Genomic DNA, 19,216 nt, shown 5'->3' on the forward strand with positions numbered 1-19,216 from the left:
TCTGATGGGAAGAAAAATCATCCTCCATTGACTTATCAAAATGGGCTTCCCAAGCCGCGGGGTCCTTGAATCCATGTATGGAGGTGGGTAAACTACCATTCATAACAAGAATCGCTCAATTTAGGAATAAATTAAAAAATCAAACTGTAGAAGATGAGCTTGAAATATCTTATTAAAGAATATTAACCGACAGACTTTGAGCCGCTTTCACTAATTATTCTTAGAAACAGGCTGACGTTCTGCAATATGTATCCTCTTCTTGAGCTCTCTCTTGAGAGCGAGCTGTTGGTCAACCTTATACTCGATCATCTGATGTAATTCGCAATTGGCACAATGAAAGATTTTGCAGCTTCGGAATGAAATCTCTCCGCCCATTGTATATCTGCACTGATTTTTCCCCAGCAGAGAACCGAGCTTGTCGAGGTAAGGTTGAATCCGCGGATCATTTCTGAATTCTGCTTTTGTCAGCATCGCTGCATGAAAATTACATCCTCTGCATAAATAGCCATCGGTACACATGCGTTCCCTTACAATGCCTGCTTGCATCCAGATACATGGAGTGATAATTTCCTCTTCGATGACGCGTTCTTCAACAACCGGAGCAGGTACTTCGTAAGGTTCCCTGATTATGGTTTCCAGATAGCTCAGATCGAAAGGCTTTGGCAAATAATTAAGAGCACCCCATCGCAATGCCTCCATTTTGGTTGCATCAGAAGGGTAGGCCGTGACGATAATCACTTTCGCTTGTGGATTAATGTTTTTGATTTCTTTGAGGATTGAAAGCCCATCGCGGCCCGGGAGCCTGAGATCAACTATCATCACATTATAATCTTTTAAATTGTATTTTCCCAATTCCTTATCGCCATCCGCGGCGGCATCCACTCTGCGATCTTCAGTTGAAAAATACTCTACCAATGATTCCCGCAGAATATGCTCATCTTCAACAACCAACATCGATTCTTTTTGCATGACAAACCTCCGATTTCTATAAGATTATTTGTATTATCATATTGTGAAAAACTTAACAATCATAATTACTCTAATTATCCATAGAGCGATGATAACTAACAATTAAAGTGCCAAAATTGGGGAATTAAAATATTATTTCAAAAATGATTCTAACTTTAACAAAATAGGTTGGATATAAGGCAGGACTAATTATGGGATGGCTAACAACATAGAAAAAAATTTAAGAGAAGCGCAAATAAATTAGACATTATGTGTCTAATTTATTTACATCATAGTTATATTTTCTTAGCTTGTTGTAAAGAGTCATTCTCTGAATACCAAGTATCTTCGCAGCTTTTGTGATATTGCCGTTTGCCTCCTCGAGTACATTAATAATGTGATTTTTCATCACATCATCTATGGATTTTCCTTCTGCGGGCGCTGGATGAATGACGTCGCGGGGAAGTTCTGCGAGGGTGATGTTTTTGCTCTTTGCCAGAATTACTCCCCGCTCTATCATGTTTTCTAGCTCCCTGACATTGCCAGGCCACGAGTAATTCAGCATGAATTCTACCACCTCGGGAGAAAAGCTCTTGATACTTTTTTTATTGTTTCTCACATATTTTTTCAAGAAGTGTTCCGCCAGGGGAAGGATATCCTCTTTTCTATCTTTGAGCAGAGGAAGGTCAATGGTAACGACATTTAATCTGTAATAGAGATCCTCCCTGAATTTCCCCTGCTCAACGATTCTTTTTAAGTGCTTATTCGTCGCTGCAATGACACGAACATCCACATTAATTTCTTCGTTGCTACCTACTCTTGTAATTTTTTTCTCTTCGAGCGCTCTTAGAAGATGGATTTGTGTGTTGGCGTTTATTTCGCCAATTTCATCAAGAAACAAAGTGCCTTTGTCTGCCGCTTCGAACTTCCCCTTCTTTGTTTCTACGGCACCCGTGAAGGACCCTTTTTCGTGGCCGAAGAGCTCACTTTCCAGCAGGCTTTCGGGGAGAGCGGCGCAGCATGTGGCGATGAACGGGTTATCCCGACGCTGACTCTGTTGATGAATGGCCCGGGCAACAACCTCTTTGCCAGTACCGGTATCCCCGATTATTAACACTGTGGCTGTCGTCGGGGCAACCGTTCTGATAAGCTCAAATATCTTTACCATCCTGGGGCTCTTGCCGATGATCCCCTCGAACTGAAATCGATCCTCAATCTTCTGCCGGAGTGAAATATTTTCTTCAATCAGCTCGTGACGTTCCACCAGATTGTTTATGAGGTGTTCAACTTTTTCCAGGCAGAACGGCTTTTCGATGTAATCGTGAGCCCCTTCTTTGATTGCGGTGATGGCCGTTTGAATGGTGCCGTGAGCCGTAATGATGACTGCCGACATGGTGGGGACTATCTTTTTTGCCTCCTTCATGAGTTCGATGCCATCCATACCAGGCATCAGCAGGTCAGTGAGCATGATTTTTATCTTCTTCTCCTGGATTATCTTGAGAGCTTCTGCACCGGAGGCGGCTATTTCCACTTCAAAACCAACGCTGCTCAACCAGTCGCGGAGTGACTCTCGTACGATACTCTCATCATCTACGACGAGTATTGCCGTTTTTGTGCTCATCCATTACCTCGAGATATATAGTAAATGTCGTTCCGATGTTGGGCTCGCTGACCACTTCTATCTTTCCTTTATGCTGCTCGATAATTCTGTGCGCTACCGGAAGACCAAGTCCGACGCCTTTACCCTTCGGCTTGGTCGTGAAAAAGAGTGTGAAAAGTTTACCCAAATTTTCCTTTGTAATGCCGACTCCGGTATCTTCGATATCAATTCTCACTGCCTGTTTAGGAGAATCGCCGATCTTTATGCCGGAAGCAACAGATGTGGCAATTGTCAGGATGCCTCCATTCGGCATGGCCTGAGTCGCGTTCAGGATCATATTGATCATGACCTGCTGGATTTTTTCGAAGTCAGCGAGGACGAGAGGGAGTGGCGCATTGAATTTCTTCTCAAGCTTGATGTTTTCAAGATCAATCTGATGTTCAACTAATGCCAGAGCAGCTTCAATGACTTGATTCAAATCGATCGGTCGCAGGTTTGGCTCCGACTGGCGTGAGAAGTCGAGAAGATTTTTGATGATCCGGGACGTTCTCTCCAGCTCTTTCTCCATCTTTAAAAGCTGACTTTCTGTCGAGCCATCCTGCAGATTTCCATCCCTGTACTTCTTGAGGAGTATTCTGATATACACAAGAACGCCGGCCAATGGATTATTCACCTCGTGTGCAACGCTTGCAGCCAATTGGCCTATGGACGTTAACTTTTCTGCCCTCACCAATTCGTCCTGGAGAGTTTTTAACTCGGTCATATCCTGGAAGATCTCTAAACCTCCAATGATCTCATTGTTGCTATCCCGTAACGCTGAAGTCGTGGAACTGACATGAACTGTTTCTCCTTCTCTGTTAATGAGAGTCGCATAATAATGAGAAAATGGTTTTCCAGTCTTTAATGTTTCTCGTAAGCGGCAATCTTTTTCGCACAGATTGCTCTTGAAAACTTCGCTGCATTTCTTATTGAGCACTTCTTCTTTCTTGAAACCGGTAATCTCCTCGGCACCACGATTGAATGAGGTGATCTTGAAATTTTTATCTACAGTAAAAACTCCCCCTTGAATGGATTTGAGGATGCTATTCAAGAATTCTTTTGTTTCCGCTTGCGTCAAGATATTTCCTCCTTAAGATGAGCAGTATTTATCATTGAGAGTTAAGGATTCATCTCGCAAAGAATTGTTCTATTATAGCGGAATTGAGCGATTTTTGGTATGGGCAATAGTTAACATCAGGCATTCCGCAACTTCTCCTCTAAGTCGGCTAAAAGGCAGGGATTGGGGGCCAGTTTCTGTTCATTTAATTTCGCATGGCTATTTTTCTGGATTTTGCGGATAGCATCATCAGGGATTTTCGATTTCAGAAGACACTGATGCTCTCAAGTCCGATCGAGAGAGGAATGGTCGGTTGTCACCGCATGGATACATCTCCGGGGAAGTCAAGTCGGAGCAAAGTCAGGGAGGTCATGGTAAAGATCCGCCGTGATTCTGTGAGCCCAATACCGGAGCATATGTTGGCACCTGATCTGGGGTTTGATATTGAGATGGATAAAAGCATGAAACAGATTGTAGGCCATGAGTTCCAAGAGCCAGAAGGCTTCGATGGCGACAGGATCATGTTTGTAGAGATGGTCGAAGGCCCATTCGTTGGTCAACTCGTTAAAGCCGTTATTCTCAATCCTCCATCGGGCATGCCCCAAACGGATAATTGTCTCGGAGGAGGCTTGTTGCTGGGATAAGGTCGTGACCCATATCCACTCCGATATGACCGGCTCTTTTTTCTTCGACCGATGGCGTTGAATCGTGGTGGTTTCGACGGACTTCACGACGCGCACCTCCCTGTTCAGGTCAGACCAGGACGTGAAGTGTTCTACATCCCACCAGGTTCTTTGCGTGCTTCCCCACTGGCCGTGCTGGGGCTCAAGGGAGGCAAACAAGCTGCAGGCATCCTGGAGCAAGTCCCGCCGTTCATCCTTGAGGACCGCCATCACCTCTTTCCCGGCTTCAAGAGCCAGACGGAAAAAAGGAGCTCTCGCATACAGACCATCTCCAATGACCACATCGAATGCCCGAGGATATCGTTGTAAGACTCTGAGGAATAACCTTGTTGCGGCCGCCACCTCATCCTCTCCAGGATGTTGCCGTTCGATATCCAGAAGAAACACGAATCTCCCGCAGAGAAGCATCCCAGTCACTTGACGATGGTAGTATTGCGTTCGTTCCCCCTCCGTGGTATGCAGGACCCGCTGCAGGCATTCTTCACAGCACCGTAAATAACTGAACTTTGGCAAATTTTTAAAAGAAGTTGACAGAAATTTTTTTATGATAAAATCAGATATGTATAATAGCTTATCTGATAATAGCTATGGCAGACAAAAGAACAATCAAAGCCCTGGAAAACAAAAAACCAGGCCTGATGCACAAACTCCAGAGCATGGACGATGTACTGCCAGGAAGTCTGGTCTCCAGCTACCTTCCCTGCAACAAGGGGAACTGTCGCTGCACTCGAGGGGAACTCCATGGGCCCACCTGGAGACTCACCTGGAAAGAGAAGGGGAAAAGTCAGATTCTCTACATCCGCAGGGCTGAGCTGGCTCACGTCAAGAAGGCCACCAAGCGATACGGGGAAGCCAGAAAGCTGCTGGCCCGGATTGCCTTCTTGAACCTGGAGATTCTGAAGGCGAAGAGATGATCGTATCGATTCCAGAAGAGTTTCTCTCAATCGCCAATGAGTTTAAGGAGTGTTTCACGGAGCCCCAGGTTCGCCACTTCTGCCGGTACGTCTGGGGACTGATTATCGGGGAGGGGGGAAGAAACATCCAGGACATTGCAGCGGCTTACCTGGAAGCCACCGATCAATCCTCTTTGAATAACTTCATATGTGATTCTACCTGGTCAAGGGACAAGGTCAGGGACAAAAGAATCGAGCTGGTGAATCGGGCGATTGGACGTCATGTGAGAAGGGATAAGCCTCTTCTTTTTGTCCTGGATGACATCGTAATCACCAAGAGTGGGCGATGCATGCAGGGAGCGGGGTATTTCTACAGCAACACCGAGCGTCGAACGGTGTGGGCACATAACTTTGTCTCAAGCTTCCTTGTGGCGGATCATCTGCGGATGACGGTCGAGGCTCTTGAGAAAAAAGCCGCAGCCGCTTCCGGTTATCGTGGGGTGAAAGTGGTGAACTATCCCTGTTACGCCACCCGACCCCTGGAAGTCTACATCCCCGATGTTAGCCCAGCGCAGGTTGTGTTTTCCAAGGCTCGCATCTCCAGTGAGCAGAAGAGGGTTTCTCTTGAGGAGATCGAACCCAAAGCCACAGCCACAAGCAGCCTCACCTGGAGCAAAACAAAAATCCTCACCCTCTATGCCAAACGCAGCCTGATTGAAAACGGGTATCGGGACGAAAAACAAAACCTGGGTCTTGGGCAGTACCAGGTGCGGAAAACCAATAGCATCCTCCGCCATGCAGAACTTGTCTTCTGCGCCCATCCCCTCCTGGTGCTGATGAACCTGAGACGGAAAAGAGGTCAGCGCTTCCGGACCCTCGGACAGATGTGCCAATGGGCCAAACAGCTACAGATGAGAGAGGCCATTGCATGGGCTTACAAGAAGTGGAGTAAGGGGGAGTCTCTCAATGATGTTCTTGATATCCTCTCACTGTAGCTGCCATCAGCCTTCCCTCACATACTGCCTTCCTTTGCATCGTGTCCATGATGCCTGAACCTTCTTGCACCCAGTGCATAGGAAAGGTATGATTTTAATGCTAAAAATTTGCCAAAGTTCAGTAATAATCGCACGCATCAGGGGAAAAGATACCAGGGAAAAACACCGTTGGAAACTTTCATGGAGGGCTTGAAACTTTTTAAAGAAAAAAATCTGGCCGCTCAAAGTCTGGAGAGAATTAATGCCTGTCAACACTAGTGTTGCTCAGTCCACTTAAAAGTTTCTCATGCGCTTTGTCCCAGGAACTTTGATACGGGGATACCATGAGACTGCCGGTCTGAAACCAGGCACATACAGGACGGAAGAGATGATGATAAGCGATGGTGTAAAAGACAGCTATCTTATACCCCATATGAGTCATCATGTATCGCCTGGTACCAGGAATCCTCTGCAAGATGCCTCTCGTGAGGAGCTTTCTTAAATCATACGTTGCCTGGAAGCTTTGATATCCCTTTCCCTAGGGGAAGCGATCAAGGAGGGGATGGCGATGCTTCCAGAAAGGAACGGTCTCGCTTCACTGTGGACCCCATTCAGACCCTCTCCGGAAAGTCTGCTATAATAATGGAAAAATCCATGAAAAGGGGAGTTGTTCTGAGTTGGAAGCTAAAGAGATAGTCATCAAGGGGGCGGCCGAGCACAATCTCAAGCATATCGACCTCACAATCCCGAGAAACAAACTGGTCGTCATAACGGGAGTCAGCGGTTCGGGAAAGTCCTCGCTTGCCTTCGACACTCTCTACGCTGAAGGCCAGAGGAGGTACGTCGAATCTCTCTCCGCCTACGCTCGGCAGTTCCTCGAGCAGATGGAAAAACCCAACGTTGAGTTTATCGAGGGACTCTCGCCAGCCATCTCGATCGAACAAAAGTCGGCTTCCAGAAATCCCCGCTCCACCGTTGCGACTATCACGGAGATCTACGATTACCTGCGGCTCCTCTTCGCCCGCATTGGAAAGCCGCACTGTCACAAGTGCGAAAAGCCGATCGCGGCCCGGACGGTCCAGCAGATCGTTGATTCCATCCTTTCCTTCGACGAGGGGACGAAGGTCCAGATCCTCTCCCCGATTGTCAGGGGAAGGAAGGGAGAGTACCGGAAGGAACTGGCTCAGGCTGCTCGGAAGGGCTTTCTCAGGGCGCGGATCGATGGGATCATCTACGATCTCTCCGAAGAGATTATCCTTGACAAGAACAAGAAACACGACATTGAGATAATCGTGGATCGGATCGTCCTCAAGGAAGGAATCAAGACAAGGGTGACCGATTCCGTGGAGATGGCACTCGACCTCGCCGGGGGTCTCGTCATCGCTTCCATAGACAAACAGGAAGAGATTCTTTTCTCGAGATTGTTTTCCTGCGTGGATTGCGGTGTGAGCGTCCCCGAGCTGGCACCGCGGATGTTCTCTTTCAACTCTCCATACGGAGCCTGCCAGGAATGCAGCGGTCTTGGTGTGAAGAGGGACATTGATCCGGATAAAGTGGTTCCCAACAAATATCTCTCCATTGCGGATGGAGCCATTGACTGCTGGAATAAGCCGGAGGGCGGATACTATCGGACGATGCTGAAGACGGTCCTCGATCATTACAGGGTCAGCGAGTACACTCCGTTCTACAAGATCCCGGGAGAGATCCAGAAAATCCTTCTCCATGGTTCTGGCGAAAGGGAATTTGATTACGAGTATGAGGGATACCGTTCTCGATACGAGTTCAGGAGAAGCTTCGAGGGGGTAATTCCGAATCTCGAGCGAAGATACAGGGAGACTCAATCAGAAGAAGTGAGGGAAGATATTGAAATGTACATGTCGTCCCATCCCTGCCCCTCCTGCAGGGGGGCGAGGCTACGGCCCGAATCCCTTGCCGTGAAGATCAGTGGGAAAAACATCGCCGAACACACGGCTCTCTCCATCAAGGATGCCCTGGAAGCGTTTGATCGCCTCGATCTCGACAAACAGCAGATGCTTATTGCCCAGCAGGTTCTAAAGGAAATCAAGGAGCGGCTCGGCTTCATGATGGACGTAGGGCTTGGCTACCTGACGCTTGACCGGACGGCGGCGACGCTGGCGGGAGGTGAGGCGCAGCGGATCAGGCTCGCCACACAGATTGGTTCGCGGTTGACGGGTGTCCTTTACATACTCGATGAGCCGAGCATCGGACTCCATCAGAGAGACAACCGCAGGCTGCTCAACACTCTTCTCAAGATGAGAGATCTTGGGAATACGGTTATCGTTGTGGAACATGATGAGGAGACGATAAGGACAGCCGACTTTGTAGTTGATCTAGGTCCCGGCGCGGGCGAGATGGGGGGAGAGGTCGTCGTCACGGGAACGCCTGAAGACATCATGAAATGCGAGAACTCGCTTACCGGTAAGTACATCTCAGGCAGGCTGAAGATCGACATTCCCGAAAAGAGGCGAAAGGACAATGGCGCATTTTTGACGATCGAGGGAGCCGCGGAACATAATCTCAAAAAAATCAACGTAAATTTTCCGCTCGGTTTATTCATCGCCGTGACGGGAGTCTCGGGTTCGGGAAAGAGCACTCTCATCATCGATATCCTGTACAGGGCGCTTGTGAAGGAACTTTGGCAGGCGGCAGATTCTCCGGGGAAGTACAGAAGGATCAGAGGGCTTGAATATATAGACAAGGTCATCAATATCGAGCAGTCGCCGATAGGCAGGACTCCAAGGTCAAACCCGGCAACCTACGTAGGCCTGTTCACTCCGATCAGGGAGCTTTTCTCGATGGTTCAGGAATCGAAGATGAGGGGATACAAGCCGGGAAGATTCTCATTCAATGTTCGAGGAGGACGATGTGAGGCCTGCCAGGGGGACGGGCTCATCAGGATCGAGATGCATTTCCTCCCCGACGTCTACGTGACCTGCGAGAGTTGCAAGGGAAGAAGATACAACAGAGAAACGCTCGAGATTGTGTTCAAGGGGGCGACGATAGCCGACGTCCTGGACATGACGGTCCAGCAGGCACTCGAATTCTTTAAAAACATCCCGAAAATCAGAAACAAGCTCCAGACTCTCTACGACGTCGGACTTGGGTACATCAAGCTTGGCCAGTCAGCGACGACGCTTTCCGGCGGGGAAGCCCAGCGCGTTAAGCTGGCGAAGGAGCTAAGCAAGAGGGCCACAGGGAAGACGCTCTATGTCCTTGACGAGCCGACGACAGGACTTCACTTCGACGACATCAAGAAACTGCTCAATGTCCTTAACCGTCTTACCGATGCTGGCAACACGGTCATCGTCATCGAGCACAACCTCGACGTCATCAAGACGGCTGACTGGATAATCGATCTCGGTCCGGAAGGAGGAGACGAAGGTGGGGAAATAATCGCTCAGGGAACTCCGGAACAGATTGCCCGGAACTCCAGGTCTTATACAGGCCAGTTCCTGAAGAAGATCCTAAGTCTTTAGACTTTCAAAGAGGAGTTTGCGGATCTCTCGCGGTGGAATTGTGCCGAAAGAGAGGAGCGTCTCGTTAAATTCCCTGAGGTTGAAATGGTTTCCCTTCCTCATCCTGTACTCTTCCATGATTTCCTTCAATTCCAGGTAGCCCACCAGGTAGGTCGATAGTTGGCAGGAGGTCATCTTGGCCCTTCGCAGCTTACCATGAGCTTCCATCTCCTCCTGAAACCCTTGATTCATCAACAGATCAATAGCCCATTGGTCTGCTTCTTCATCTCCCATATTGCTGGTGTGCAGGGTTGCATCGAGGATTGCATTGATAGGGGTCTTCAGATTGATCTTCGTATGGATGAGCAGTGCGGCAGGATCCTCGCTTCCGTACCCCGATTCGAAAATCTGTTCCTCACCGAGGACTGCCCATCCTTCGGAAAATGTCCAGCTCGGGAAGATTTTCTTGTAGATCGTCGCCATCGGAGAGTTCTGCGCATAGTAGTACTGAACGTAGTGTCCGGGAAAAGCCTCATGGATGGTCAGGCTCTGAAGCCCGTAATCGTTGTATTCCCTGAAATGAGACTCCTCCTGCTTCCTGTCTTTCTCCGCATCCCCGGTTTTTGGTAGAGAAGAGATCCAGTAGGACTTCTTCAATTGCGGTTCGAAGACGGGAGCTGGATTGAAGTAGGCGACCGCCAGTCCATTCAGGAATCCCGGAGTCCTCTCCACAAAGAAGTTGTCGGTCTCGGGTGGCAGGGTGATGATCCCCTTCTCTCTGATGTGGGATTTTATCTTACCGATCCACATCTGAACATCGCTGAAGACAGTATCGCTCGTGGCATGCTTCTTTGAGATCTTGTGAATAACCTCCCGGACAACGGCATTGATGAGCGCGTTGCCCTGTTCTACGTGTCTGCAGCCAGGGAAGAGCCTGTCATGTATCGGAAGGGCGATCTCGAGCATCTCCTCTCGCCATTTCTTCAGGAGTTGCTGTGCTCTTTCGACGATCTCGTCGGGCTTTATATCTGACTGGAGTGTGAACTGGAGTTTCTTCCGCCAGAGGTCCTTTCCAAGTCTCCAGTTTCCGTTGGAGCGAGGAAGGAGCTCCGTTTCCAGAAACATCTGGTAATCTCTGAGCGCTTTCAGCGCTTCATCCCTGGCTTCTATGAGATCATTTTCTATGGCCGGAGCTTTATCAAAGATGGAGGAGAGCGTTTCATCAAAGAAGGCAATATTTGCAGGATTCCGCTCTATGATGTAAAGCGTGTGGACCTTCGGAGGATTCTTGAGATTCTTCCTGGCGATCTCCAGGAATTCTGGAATCTTTCTCATCCTGTCAAGCATACTCTGCAGTCTCTCGGGCCATACAGGCGAATCCTCTTCCTGGATCGTAAGGAAGAGCATTCCGAACCCGATGATGTCGTTGTAAAGCGCCGGGTCGTTCTCATAAGGCTTGAGCTCTTTCAGGGTGAAAAGTGTGGATTCAATGTCGTTGATCAGGATACCGTGATCGATCCGGGCGCTGAGGCTCAGGGATTCATGGTCGAGCCGCTGGAAATCGGCGAGATACTTCTCGTAGAGTTCGATCCTCTTCCTGATACCTGGCTTGCTGAAATCTTCGAGGAGACCGTCGAATCTATGGTACCCATTGACCGTGGCGGTGCTCGGATTGATCCTCAGCATGTCATCAAGATACCGCTCGGCGATTCTATAAAAAAATTGATCCTGTGCCAAACATCTGCCCTCCTTCCATGATGAAGAGATTAAATATCAATCGAAGGCAAAAGGCTATAACTGTAGCAGGAATTGTGCCCCCCAGACAGCGTGGAGTGGGATTCTTTAAAAGCTAATCAAAGCAGCTCTATTGAAGAGCGTTTTATTGCTAAAAAGAAAGCCTTTTTTGATAGAAATACAACGCAATAGAACAAAGAACCAGATAAATCTAGTGTCTTTTCGCCGGGCGCTCTCAGGCCTTCTTATAGATAAGCCCCAAGACAAGTCCGCACAGGAGGTACGTGAACATCCCCGTGATGAACCAGCCTAAGGCAAGTCTTCCGGGAATGGGCATGTACGTGTATACACCCAGAGCCATCGGTATCGTGACGAAGAGACCGAGCCAGAGACCGTAACGCAACCCTTCTGCTATTCCCTTCCCTTTACCCTCGTAGCCTTTCGTGTAGATGTAGCAGAAGAGGAGCGACCAGATGATATCAATGACGATCCAGACCGGCATGAAGCCCATCATCTCATCCTTCGGTCTCCATAGATGCGCCGTGGCTTCATATTGCTTCATCAGGCAAACGCTATTGAAGAACCAATCGAGCGCAAAGAAGATAATGAAAACGACTATAAAAGCAATGAACCATCTTTTGACATTCATCTTTTACCTCCTCATGATAAGCTTAGCACTAACATCCATCATTTTCAGAATAGTGAAAGCTCGCTGATTTCTAGAGGGGACCTTTCAGCGGGTCCTCTATATTAAAAGATAATAGAATGCTTCTTGTCAATTGTTTTTTTGTAGAAGAATCTTGGTTTTCTCGCCATCACATTGACTGAGAATTACAGAGTCAAGGGCAGGATCAGATTTTGAGGAAGCGTTTTAGTCGTTCTGAGACTGAATCGAGCATGTAGTATGTGATCGGGACGACGACAAGCGTGAGGATTGTAGCAAAGGAGAGCCCGAAGATGACGGCAACACCCATGGGGCCCCACCACTGGCTGCTCTCGCCATTAATGGTCCATTTGAAATCGATGAAATCAAAACTGATCCCGGTTGTTAGAGGAATGAGACCAAGGACCGTTGTTACCGCCGTGAGCATGACCGGCCTGAGCCGTATGACTCCGGCTTCCACAATGGCATCGATCTTCGGATAGCCCCTCTGTCTCAATTGCACTATGAAATCGCATAAGACGATGGCATTGTTGACGACGACGCCCGCCAGGGAGATGACCCCGATCCCGGTCATGACGATGCCGAAGGGGGTCCGCGTGATGATAAGCCCCCAGAGAACGCCGATGAGTGACAGGATTACCGAAATCATGATGGTCAGGGGGAGGATCAGCGAATCGAACTGGGTGATCAGAACAAGGGCAATCAGGAGAATGGCGATCCAGAAGGCCCAGGTGATGAATTTCTCCGATTCTTCCTGTTCCTCATTCTGTCCCGTGAAGGAGATCCTGTAACCAGGCGGAAGTGGAAAATCCTTGAGTATCTCCATCGCTTCATTGCGAATCGTGTTTTCAGTCCTTCCTTTCGTTTTCACAACGTCCGCTTGTACCGTTATAACTCTCTTGAGATTCTTCCGAATGATGGTGGATGGACCGACCCCTATCTTTATCTCTGCGAGAGCCGTGATCGGGATCTGGAAACCAGTCTCCTGGTTTGCGATGGTAAGGCTCTTCAGGTCTTCGAGGTTCTTCCTGGATTCAGGGGAGAGTCTCACAGTTATGTCGTACTCATCTTCACCAACCCGGTACTTCGAAGCTTCCGTTCCGTTGATGGCGGTGCGAATGGCATTGGCGACTTTTTCGGTGTTGAGACCAGCAAAAGTGGCGAGAATCCGGTCTACCTTCACATGGATCTCCGGCTTCCCTTCATCATAGTTATCCCTGAGGTTGACGAGCCCCGGGATGTCCTTGATCTTCTCCTTGATCTCGTTGGAGAGTCGGACAAGAACATCGAAATCATCGCCGGCGATGTCGATGTTAACGGGAGGGCCCGTCGGCGGTCCTTGCTCTTCCTTCACTGTCTCGATCTCGGCCCCTCCGATATCCTTCATCTCTTCCCGGAGCCGTTCGAGAGTCTTGAAAGAAGACTGTTTCCGATCTTCCTGATTGTGAAGGTCAATGATGATCTGGCTCTTGTTGGTGGCTTCGCCGGTGGCAGGTCCTATGCTGATGATATCTCCCTGAGTGCCGATGTTGGAGATGAAGTTCTCCATGTCAGGAGTGTCGATGACCTTTGTTTCTATCTTCTTAACGATGCCATCAGAGGCCTCGAGGTTGGTGCCAGCAGGAGCGTCCACTCTTATGAAGATGTTGTTGGGCTCGACGTCTGGGAAGAACTCGACACCGAGACCCCAAAAACCATAAGCGATGAATGTGAGGATGAGAAGGCCAAACATGATAAGAAGAGTCAAGACTCTATGCTTTCTGGTGTTGATGATAAAAGTGAGGAACTGCCTGTAGTGCGAGTAAAATAGACCATGTTTCAACCGCTCAATCTTCAATTTCTTCGGGTTTATCCGCATCATGTTGGCGCAGATGACCGGGTTCATGACGAGCGCAACGAACAGGGATGCCGTGAGGGAGATTATGAGTGTCACCGGAAGGTAGCTCATGAAATCGCCCACGATGCCGGGCCAGAAATACATAGGGGCGAAGGCGACAAGCGTCGTGACCGTCGAGGATATAACCGGAACCGCCACCTCGCTCGTGCCATTTAAAGCTGCTTCTCTTTCTTTTTCCCCCTCTTCACGGTGCCGGTAGATATTTTCGACGATGACGATGGCATTATCCACAAGCATCCCGACCACAAGGATCAGGCTGAAAAGGACGACCATATTCATCGTATACCCGATGAAGAAGAGGCAGATGAAAGTGATGAGGAGAGAGAGGGGGATGGCCGTGGCCACGAAGAGGGAGTTCCTGATCCCCATGACGATCATGAGGACAGCCACGATGAGAATGAACCCGGAAATGATGTTGTTTTCCAGCTCCCGGACCATCAGGCGGATGTCGCGAGAGAGGTCGGCGATGATAGAGATCTGCGTCCCCGCAGGGCACTTCTCCTCAAGTTCTTTGAGAGTTCCCTTGATCTCGTCCGTGATGCGGATAATGTTTTCGCCAGTCCGTTTCTGGATGGAGATTGAGACGGATTCCTTCCCGTTTAACCGGGAGATGCTAGTCCTGTCCTTGAAATCATAGAGGACATCGGCAACATCCCGGATGTAAACCGCCTGTCCTCCGGCGGATTTCAGCACGAAGTGCTTTATCTGATCGGGTCGTTCGATCTCTCCGGGCACCCGGATGAGGTTCTTCAGCCGGCCGATATCGATGTTCCCGCCGGGCATGGTGAGGTTTTCTGCCTTGATCGTGTCCACGATGTCCTGAAAGGAAAGCTGATAATAGTTAAGCCTCCTCGGGTCCACGTTGACCTGAACTTCTCGCTCCAGACCTCCGACTATGTTGGCGGCCAGGACTCCCCGTACGGTCTCGATCTCGTCCTTGAAGTCCTCGGCGATCTGCTTCAGCTTGACGAGACCGCAGTCCCCGGCGATGTTGACTATCATGATGGGGATGTCGGAAACGTTGAACTCAGTGATGAGCGGGTCTTCGGCATCTTCGGGGAGCTCCGGTTTGGCGAGGTCCACGCGGTCCCGCACCTTCTGTAGAGCGGTGTCGAGGTCAACGTCAGGCTCAAACTCGACGGCTATAGTGGAATACCCTTCATTGGAAAATGAGGTAATCTCCTCAATGTCGCTTATCCCCTTGATCTCTTTTTCGATCTTCTGCGTGACGAGGGATTCGATGTCTTCCGGCGACACGCCCGGGTAAACCGTTGAAACAAAGATGTAAGGAATTTTAACTTCCGGGAAGGATTCCCTCGGAATGCTCAGGTAGGTTGCAACGCCGAAGATAATGAGAATGAACATGAGAACGTAGACGGTCAGAGAATGTTTAATCGATAGCTTTGTAATGTACATTTCACTCTTCCACGACGTTGACGTCCTGTCCGTCCACAAGTTCCTTCTGAGACCTGATGATCAATTTGTCGCCGAAATGTAAGCCTTCCTCAATGACAATCCGGCTATCGGAAGAGGCTCCCGTCTTTACCTCATGCCGGGAGGCTCGATCACCGTTCAGGACGAAGACGAATTTACCTTTTTCAGTCTGGACGATGGAATCCTGTGGGATCACGATGGCATCATTGAAAACTCTCTTAACGATGGCGAGACGAGCCACCATTCCTGATTTTATCTTCATCCCTGGATTATATAGGACTACTTCCATGGGGAATGTCCTTGTGACGCTATTGGCGGCATTTCCTATGTAGCTAACATGACCCTTGAAGTGATCTCCGGGAAAGGCATCCAGAGTTATCACTGCTTCGCTGCTCCTGTGGATGTACGGAATTTCTGGCTCGGGGAGGGCGGCGGAGACCCTTATCTTCAAGAGATCCTGGATGACGGCAACGTTTCCTCCAGGCGGAACGAACTCTCCCTCCTCGACGCTTTTCTCTACAACTACGCCAGAGATAGGAGATTCCACGATCGCCTTATCGAGCCTGATCCTGGCCTGCTCGTAGCGCGCCATTGCCATCTCATACTGGGTCTTGGCGTTCAGCCTGTCCTGTGCAGTAATCGATTTCCTCTCGAGAAGAGTTTCCGCCTTCTGGTAGTTCGATTCCTTAAGGGCTAGATCTGCCCTGGCCTCCTCGAGTGATGCCTGGAGGAGCTGCGCATTGATCCAGATCAGCTCCTTTCCTTTCTGAACATGATCCCCCTTATCGAAGTTCAGCTTCTCGACGATTCCCCCTTCCTCGGAGGAGATCCTCACTTCCGTGAACGGTTCGGTAACGCCGGTCAGGTAGATATGTTCCGTCAGCGAGGACTGGGACAGTTCCATTATGGAGACGTTAGTGGGGGGCTTCTCCATTCTTTGTGTATCGGCAGCCGCATTACCTTTTTCCGAGGTGCAGCCGATCAAGGAGATGAAACTTCCTACCATAAGTGTAATAATTGAAATGGTAATTATCTTATTCATTTACGGCTCTGTCGTACAATGCTCGTTTCTACTCAACGGAAAGATCTTTGGTGATGTCTAAACCAATAAGATATTTCAAGCTTGCCCGTGCTGCAAGACAATCTCTTCGAGCCTGAGCTACGTTCAGTTCCGCCTGCCGGACCTGGCTTTCCGAGTAGAGGACATCAAGCTGCGTGGCAAGGTTCAGATCGAAATTATCCTGTGCTACCTTCAGCGTCTCGTTGGCCTCCTCCTGGGCCGTCAGCGCAGCCTGAAGACTTTCGTATGCTCTCGTCAATTCCTTGAGCGTTTTTTCTATCTCCAGGGTTATGCCGCTTTCCAGATACTTCTTCTGCAGCGTATTCTGCATGATCTGCGACTGTACCTGCATGATCCTTCCCGAGATTCTAAATCCATCGAAGAGAGTCACCTTGAATCCAATGCCGACCCTCCACGATTCGTAATCGCTCTTTCCGACGTTTTCCATCTCGATTGTGGACCAGCCGAAGTTCCCGAAGAAATTGAAGGAGGGCCTCAGGCTCAGTTTCTCGATCTCGATCCTCTTTTCGAGGAAACGGATGCCACTATCCAGCGAAGCAAGATCCGGCCTCTCCCTGAAGGCGATCAAGGCATACCTGGTGAGATCCTGTGAGGGGAGGTCCTCAGAGATGTATAGAGAATCAGCAAGTGTGAGAGGTTCATCGATCTTTCTTCCCATCAAGTAGTTCAAATGGGCCCGGGCGATTTTGACGTCGTTCTCGGCCGCTATCCTCTGCGGGATTAGATTTGAGAGAGCCGTCTTTGCCTTCAGAAGGTCGAGTTTCGTGGCTGTTTCCACCTCGTACTTGTCGGAGACTATCTTGAGATTATTCTCCTGCGTCTCCTCTGCTTTTTCGAGAACCTTCAATCGCTCGTATGAGAGGAGAAGATTGTAATAGGCGATAGCGATGTTATAAGCGATCTCCTGCTCTTTTGCTCTTATATTAAGATCAGTTGTCTCGAATTCGATCCTGGCAGCCTCTACCGTCTTGCCAAGCTTCCCCCAGGAATAGATGGGCTGCTCAAGAGAAAAGGTGACGTTGTACATGTTGACCGGCCGGGGCAGAAGGGCTTCACGCGGAAAGGGGGAATTGGGATCGTTGATGAAGTCCTGAAAGTTCGGGCTGTTGAGGATTCCCGGGTCCCTGTATCGGAAACTATCTATGCTCGTGCTGACTTGCGGCAGGGCATCGGCAACCGCTTCCTTCTTCATTCCCTGCACCTCATGGACTCTCTCTCTCGTTCGCGCCAGGTCCTGGTTATGGGAGAGTGCATAGTCGATCGCTTCTCGCAACGTGAAGGTGCTGCCATCCCCTGCTTCACCTGTGAGGATCAAGGAAACGCTGAAAAGGCATGCCATGAAGAATACAAGTAGCAAACGTGCGATACCGTTAAATGCGACATTTTTCCTTCCCATAAGTCCTTTAATCATAAGATTGAGGATACATGAATAAGCAGAAATTATAATACAAATCGGTATGTTCGCAATTTTATTACAATTTTCACAAGCTTATCTTACGAAAGAGGACTCTGAAAGTTTCTTCATGAGGCTCGCCACAATGTGTCGAGCCGACAGGAGAGGCGATCACTGCAGGAAGCCATATTTTTTCATCTTGTAGCGAAGGGCATCGCGACCGATGTTGAGGAGTTTGGCAGCGTGTGTCTGATTCCATCGTGTCTTTTCGAGCGCCTGTTTCACGAGTTCCTTCTCGACCTCCTTCAGGGATGTGCCGCTCTCGGGAAGGACGAGCCCTTTTTCTCCTTGTGGTCGGACTTCTTCCTTCTTTGAAAAGAACATGTCCCTGGGAAGGTCTTCGACCTCGAAGACTTCACCCCCTCCGAGGATCATCAACCTCTCAACAACATTCCTAAGCTCTCTGATGTTTCCCGGCCAGTCGTAATGGACCATGAAGTTCATCGCATCATCGGAAAACCTGGGGATGGTCTTCCTCTTGAACTCGCTGGAAAAGATCTTTATGAAATGATCGGTGAGTGCGGGGATGTCCTCCTTCCTCTCTCTCAGGGGTGGCATGTGGAGCGGGATGACCCTCAACCGGTAATAGAGATCTTCCCGGAATTGTCCTTGCCTGACGGCCGTCTCCAGATCCTTGTTGGTAGAAGCTATGACGCGGACATCCACCTTGATGTCCTTGATCCCACCGACCCTCTTGAACGCCTTCTCTTCAAGGAAGCGGAGCATTTTCGCCTGGAGTGTCAGCCCCATATCGCCGATCTCATCGAGAAAAACTGTCCCTCCATCGGCTAATTCCAGAAGCCCTTTCTTCAGTATCTTCGCGTCGGTGAATGCTCCTTTCTCGTGGCCGAAAAGCTCGCTCTCCAGGAGGGTCTCCGGGAGTGCCGAGCAGGTGATGTTCATAAAGGGCTTGTCGAAACGGTCGCTTGAGAAGTGAATGAGCTTGGCCATCAGGTCCTTGCCGGTGCCGCTTTCCCCCTTGATGAGAACGGTGGTTGTTGCACTGGAAGCGATCTTATTGACGAGATTGTGTATCTCCCTCATCGCCTTGCTTTCATGGATAATGTTCTCTATCCCGTAATTCCGGCGCTGGTCCTCCTGATATCTCTTCAGCTCCCTCTTCAAACGGGTTGTTTCTAGTGCATTCTTGATTTTGATAATGAGATCGTCGTGGCTGAACGGCTTGTTGATGTAATCGTGGGCACCGAGCTTGATAGCTTCCACGGCGTTGCTGATGCTGCTATAGGCAGTCATCATGATGGTCATCGTGTCGGGATAACTTA

The 19,216-nt window shown here is 49.4% G+C and carries 13 protein-coding genes; 3 read left to right on the forward strand and 10 right to left on the reverse strand.

Annotated elements, in window-relative coordinates:
• Positions 1-210 precede the first annotated feature (210 nt).
• The 4 genes from AB1756_07985 to AB1756_08000 form a co-directional block, all read right to left on the reverse strand.
• Complete coding sequence (locus AB1756_07985) at positions 211-969, reverse strand: response regulator (protein ID MEW5807266.1); 759 nt, start codon at positions 967-969, stop codon at positions 211-213.
• 247 nt (positions 970-1,216) lie between these two features.
• Complete coding sequence (locus AB1756_07990) at positions 1,217-2,569, reverse strand: sigma-54 dependent transcriptional regulator (protein ID MEW5807267.1); 1,353 nt, start codon at positions 2,567-2,569, stop codon at positions 1,217-1,219.
• Entirely contained in the window at positions 2,535-3,665 is a 1,131-nt protein-coding gene (locus AB1756_07995) for an ATP-binding protein (protein MEW5807268.1), read from the reverse strand. Before AB1756_07995 ends, AB1756_07990 begins: the two co-directional genes overlap by 35 nt.
• A 323-nt stretch (positions 3,666-3,988) precedes the next feature.
• The gene (locus AB1756_08000) at positions 3,989-4,714 is read right to left on the reverse strand and encodes a transposase (GenBank protein MEW5807269.1); all 726 of its coding nucleotides are present in this window, start codon (positions 4,712-4,714) and stop codon (positions 3,989-3,991) included.
• Positions 4,715-4,914: 200 nt separating this feature from the next.
• Between AB1756_08000 and AB1756_08005 the strand changes: the two genes are divergently transcribed.
• From AB1756_08005 to uvrA, 3 genes are all read left to right on the forward strand, one after another.
• On the forward strand, positions 4,915-5,241 hold the full coding sequence (locus tag AB1756_08005) for a DUF6788 family protein (GenBank protein MEW5807270.1): 327 nt from the start codon (positions 4,915-4,917) through the stop codon (positions 5,239-5,241).
• The gene (locus AB1756_08010) at positions 5,238-6,215 is read left to right on the forward strand and encodes a transposase (GenBank protein ID MEW5807271.1); all 978 of its coding nucleotides are present in this window, start codon (positions 5,238-5,240) and stop codon (positions 6,213-6,215) included. The genes AB1756_08005 and AB1756_08010 overlap by 4 nt, the downstream gene beginning before the upstream one ends.
• A 656-nt stretch (positions 6,216-6,871) precedes the next feature.
• Positions 6,872-9,691 carry an excinuclease ABC subunit UvrA gene (uvrA, locus tag AB1756_08015; GenBank protein ID MEW5807272.1) on the forward strand — a complete coding sequence of 940 codons (2,820 nt, stop codon included), beginning with the start codon at positions 6,872-6,874 and terminating at the stop codon, positions 9,689-9,691.
• On the opposite strand, the gene AB1756_08020 is transcribed toward uvrA, so the two are convergent.
• From AB1756_08020 to AB1756_08045, 6 genes are all read right to left on the reverse strand, one after another.
• Complete coding sequence (locus AB1756_08020; protein MEW5807273.1) at positions 9,680-11,407, reverse strand: DUF885 domain-containing protein; 1,728 nt, start codon at positions 11,405-11,407, stop codon at positions 9,680-9,682. The two genes, uvrA and AB1756_08020, sit on opposite strands and share 12 nt — an antisense overlap.
• 232 nt (positions 11,408-11,639) lie before the next feature.
• The gene (locus AB1756_08025; GenBank protein ID MEW5807274.1) at positions 11,640-12,053 is read right to left on the reverse strand and encodes a hypothetical protein; all 414 of its coding nucleotides are present in this window, start codon (positions 12,051-12,053) and stop codon (positions 11,640-11,642) included.
• 202 nt (positions 12,054-12,255) lie between these two features.
• Positions 12,256-15,381: an efflux RND transporter permease subunit gene (locus AB1756_08030; GenBank protein MEW5807275.1), complete on the reverse strand. Its 3,126-nt coding sequence runs from the start codon at positions 15,379-15,381 to the stop codon at positions 12,256-12,258.
• 1 nt (position 15,382) lies between these two features.
• Entirely contained in the window at positions 15,383-16,441 is a 1,059-nt protein-coding gene (locus tag AB1756_08035; protein MEW5807276.1) for an efflux RND transporter periplasmic adaptor subunit, read from the reverse strand.
• A 28-nt stretch (positions 16,442-16,469) separates the two neighbouring features.
• The gene (locus tag AB1756_08040) at positions 16,470-17,876 is read right to left on the reverse strand and encodes a TolC family protein (protein ID MEW5807277.1); all 1,407 of its coding nucleotides are present in this window, start codon (positions 17,874-17,876) and stop codon (positions 16,470-16,472) included.
• A gap of 168 nt (positions 17,877-18,044) precedes the next feature.
• The coding region (locus tag AB1756_08045; GenBank protein ID MEW5807278.1) for a sigma-54 dependent transcriptional regulator at positions 18,045-19,216 on the reverse strand (1,172 nt) is incomplete at its 5' end.

The sequence above is a fragment of the Acidobacteriota bacterium genome, from assembly GCA_040752675.1.
GTDB lineage: Bacteria > Acidobacteriota > Polarisedimenticolia > JBFMGF01 > JBFMGF01 > JBFMGF01.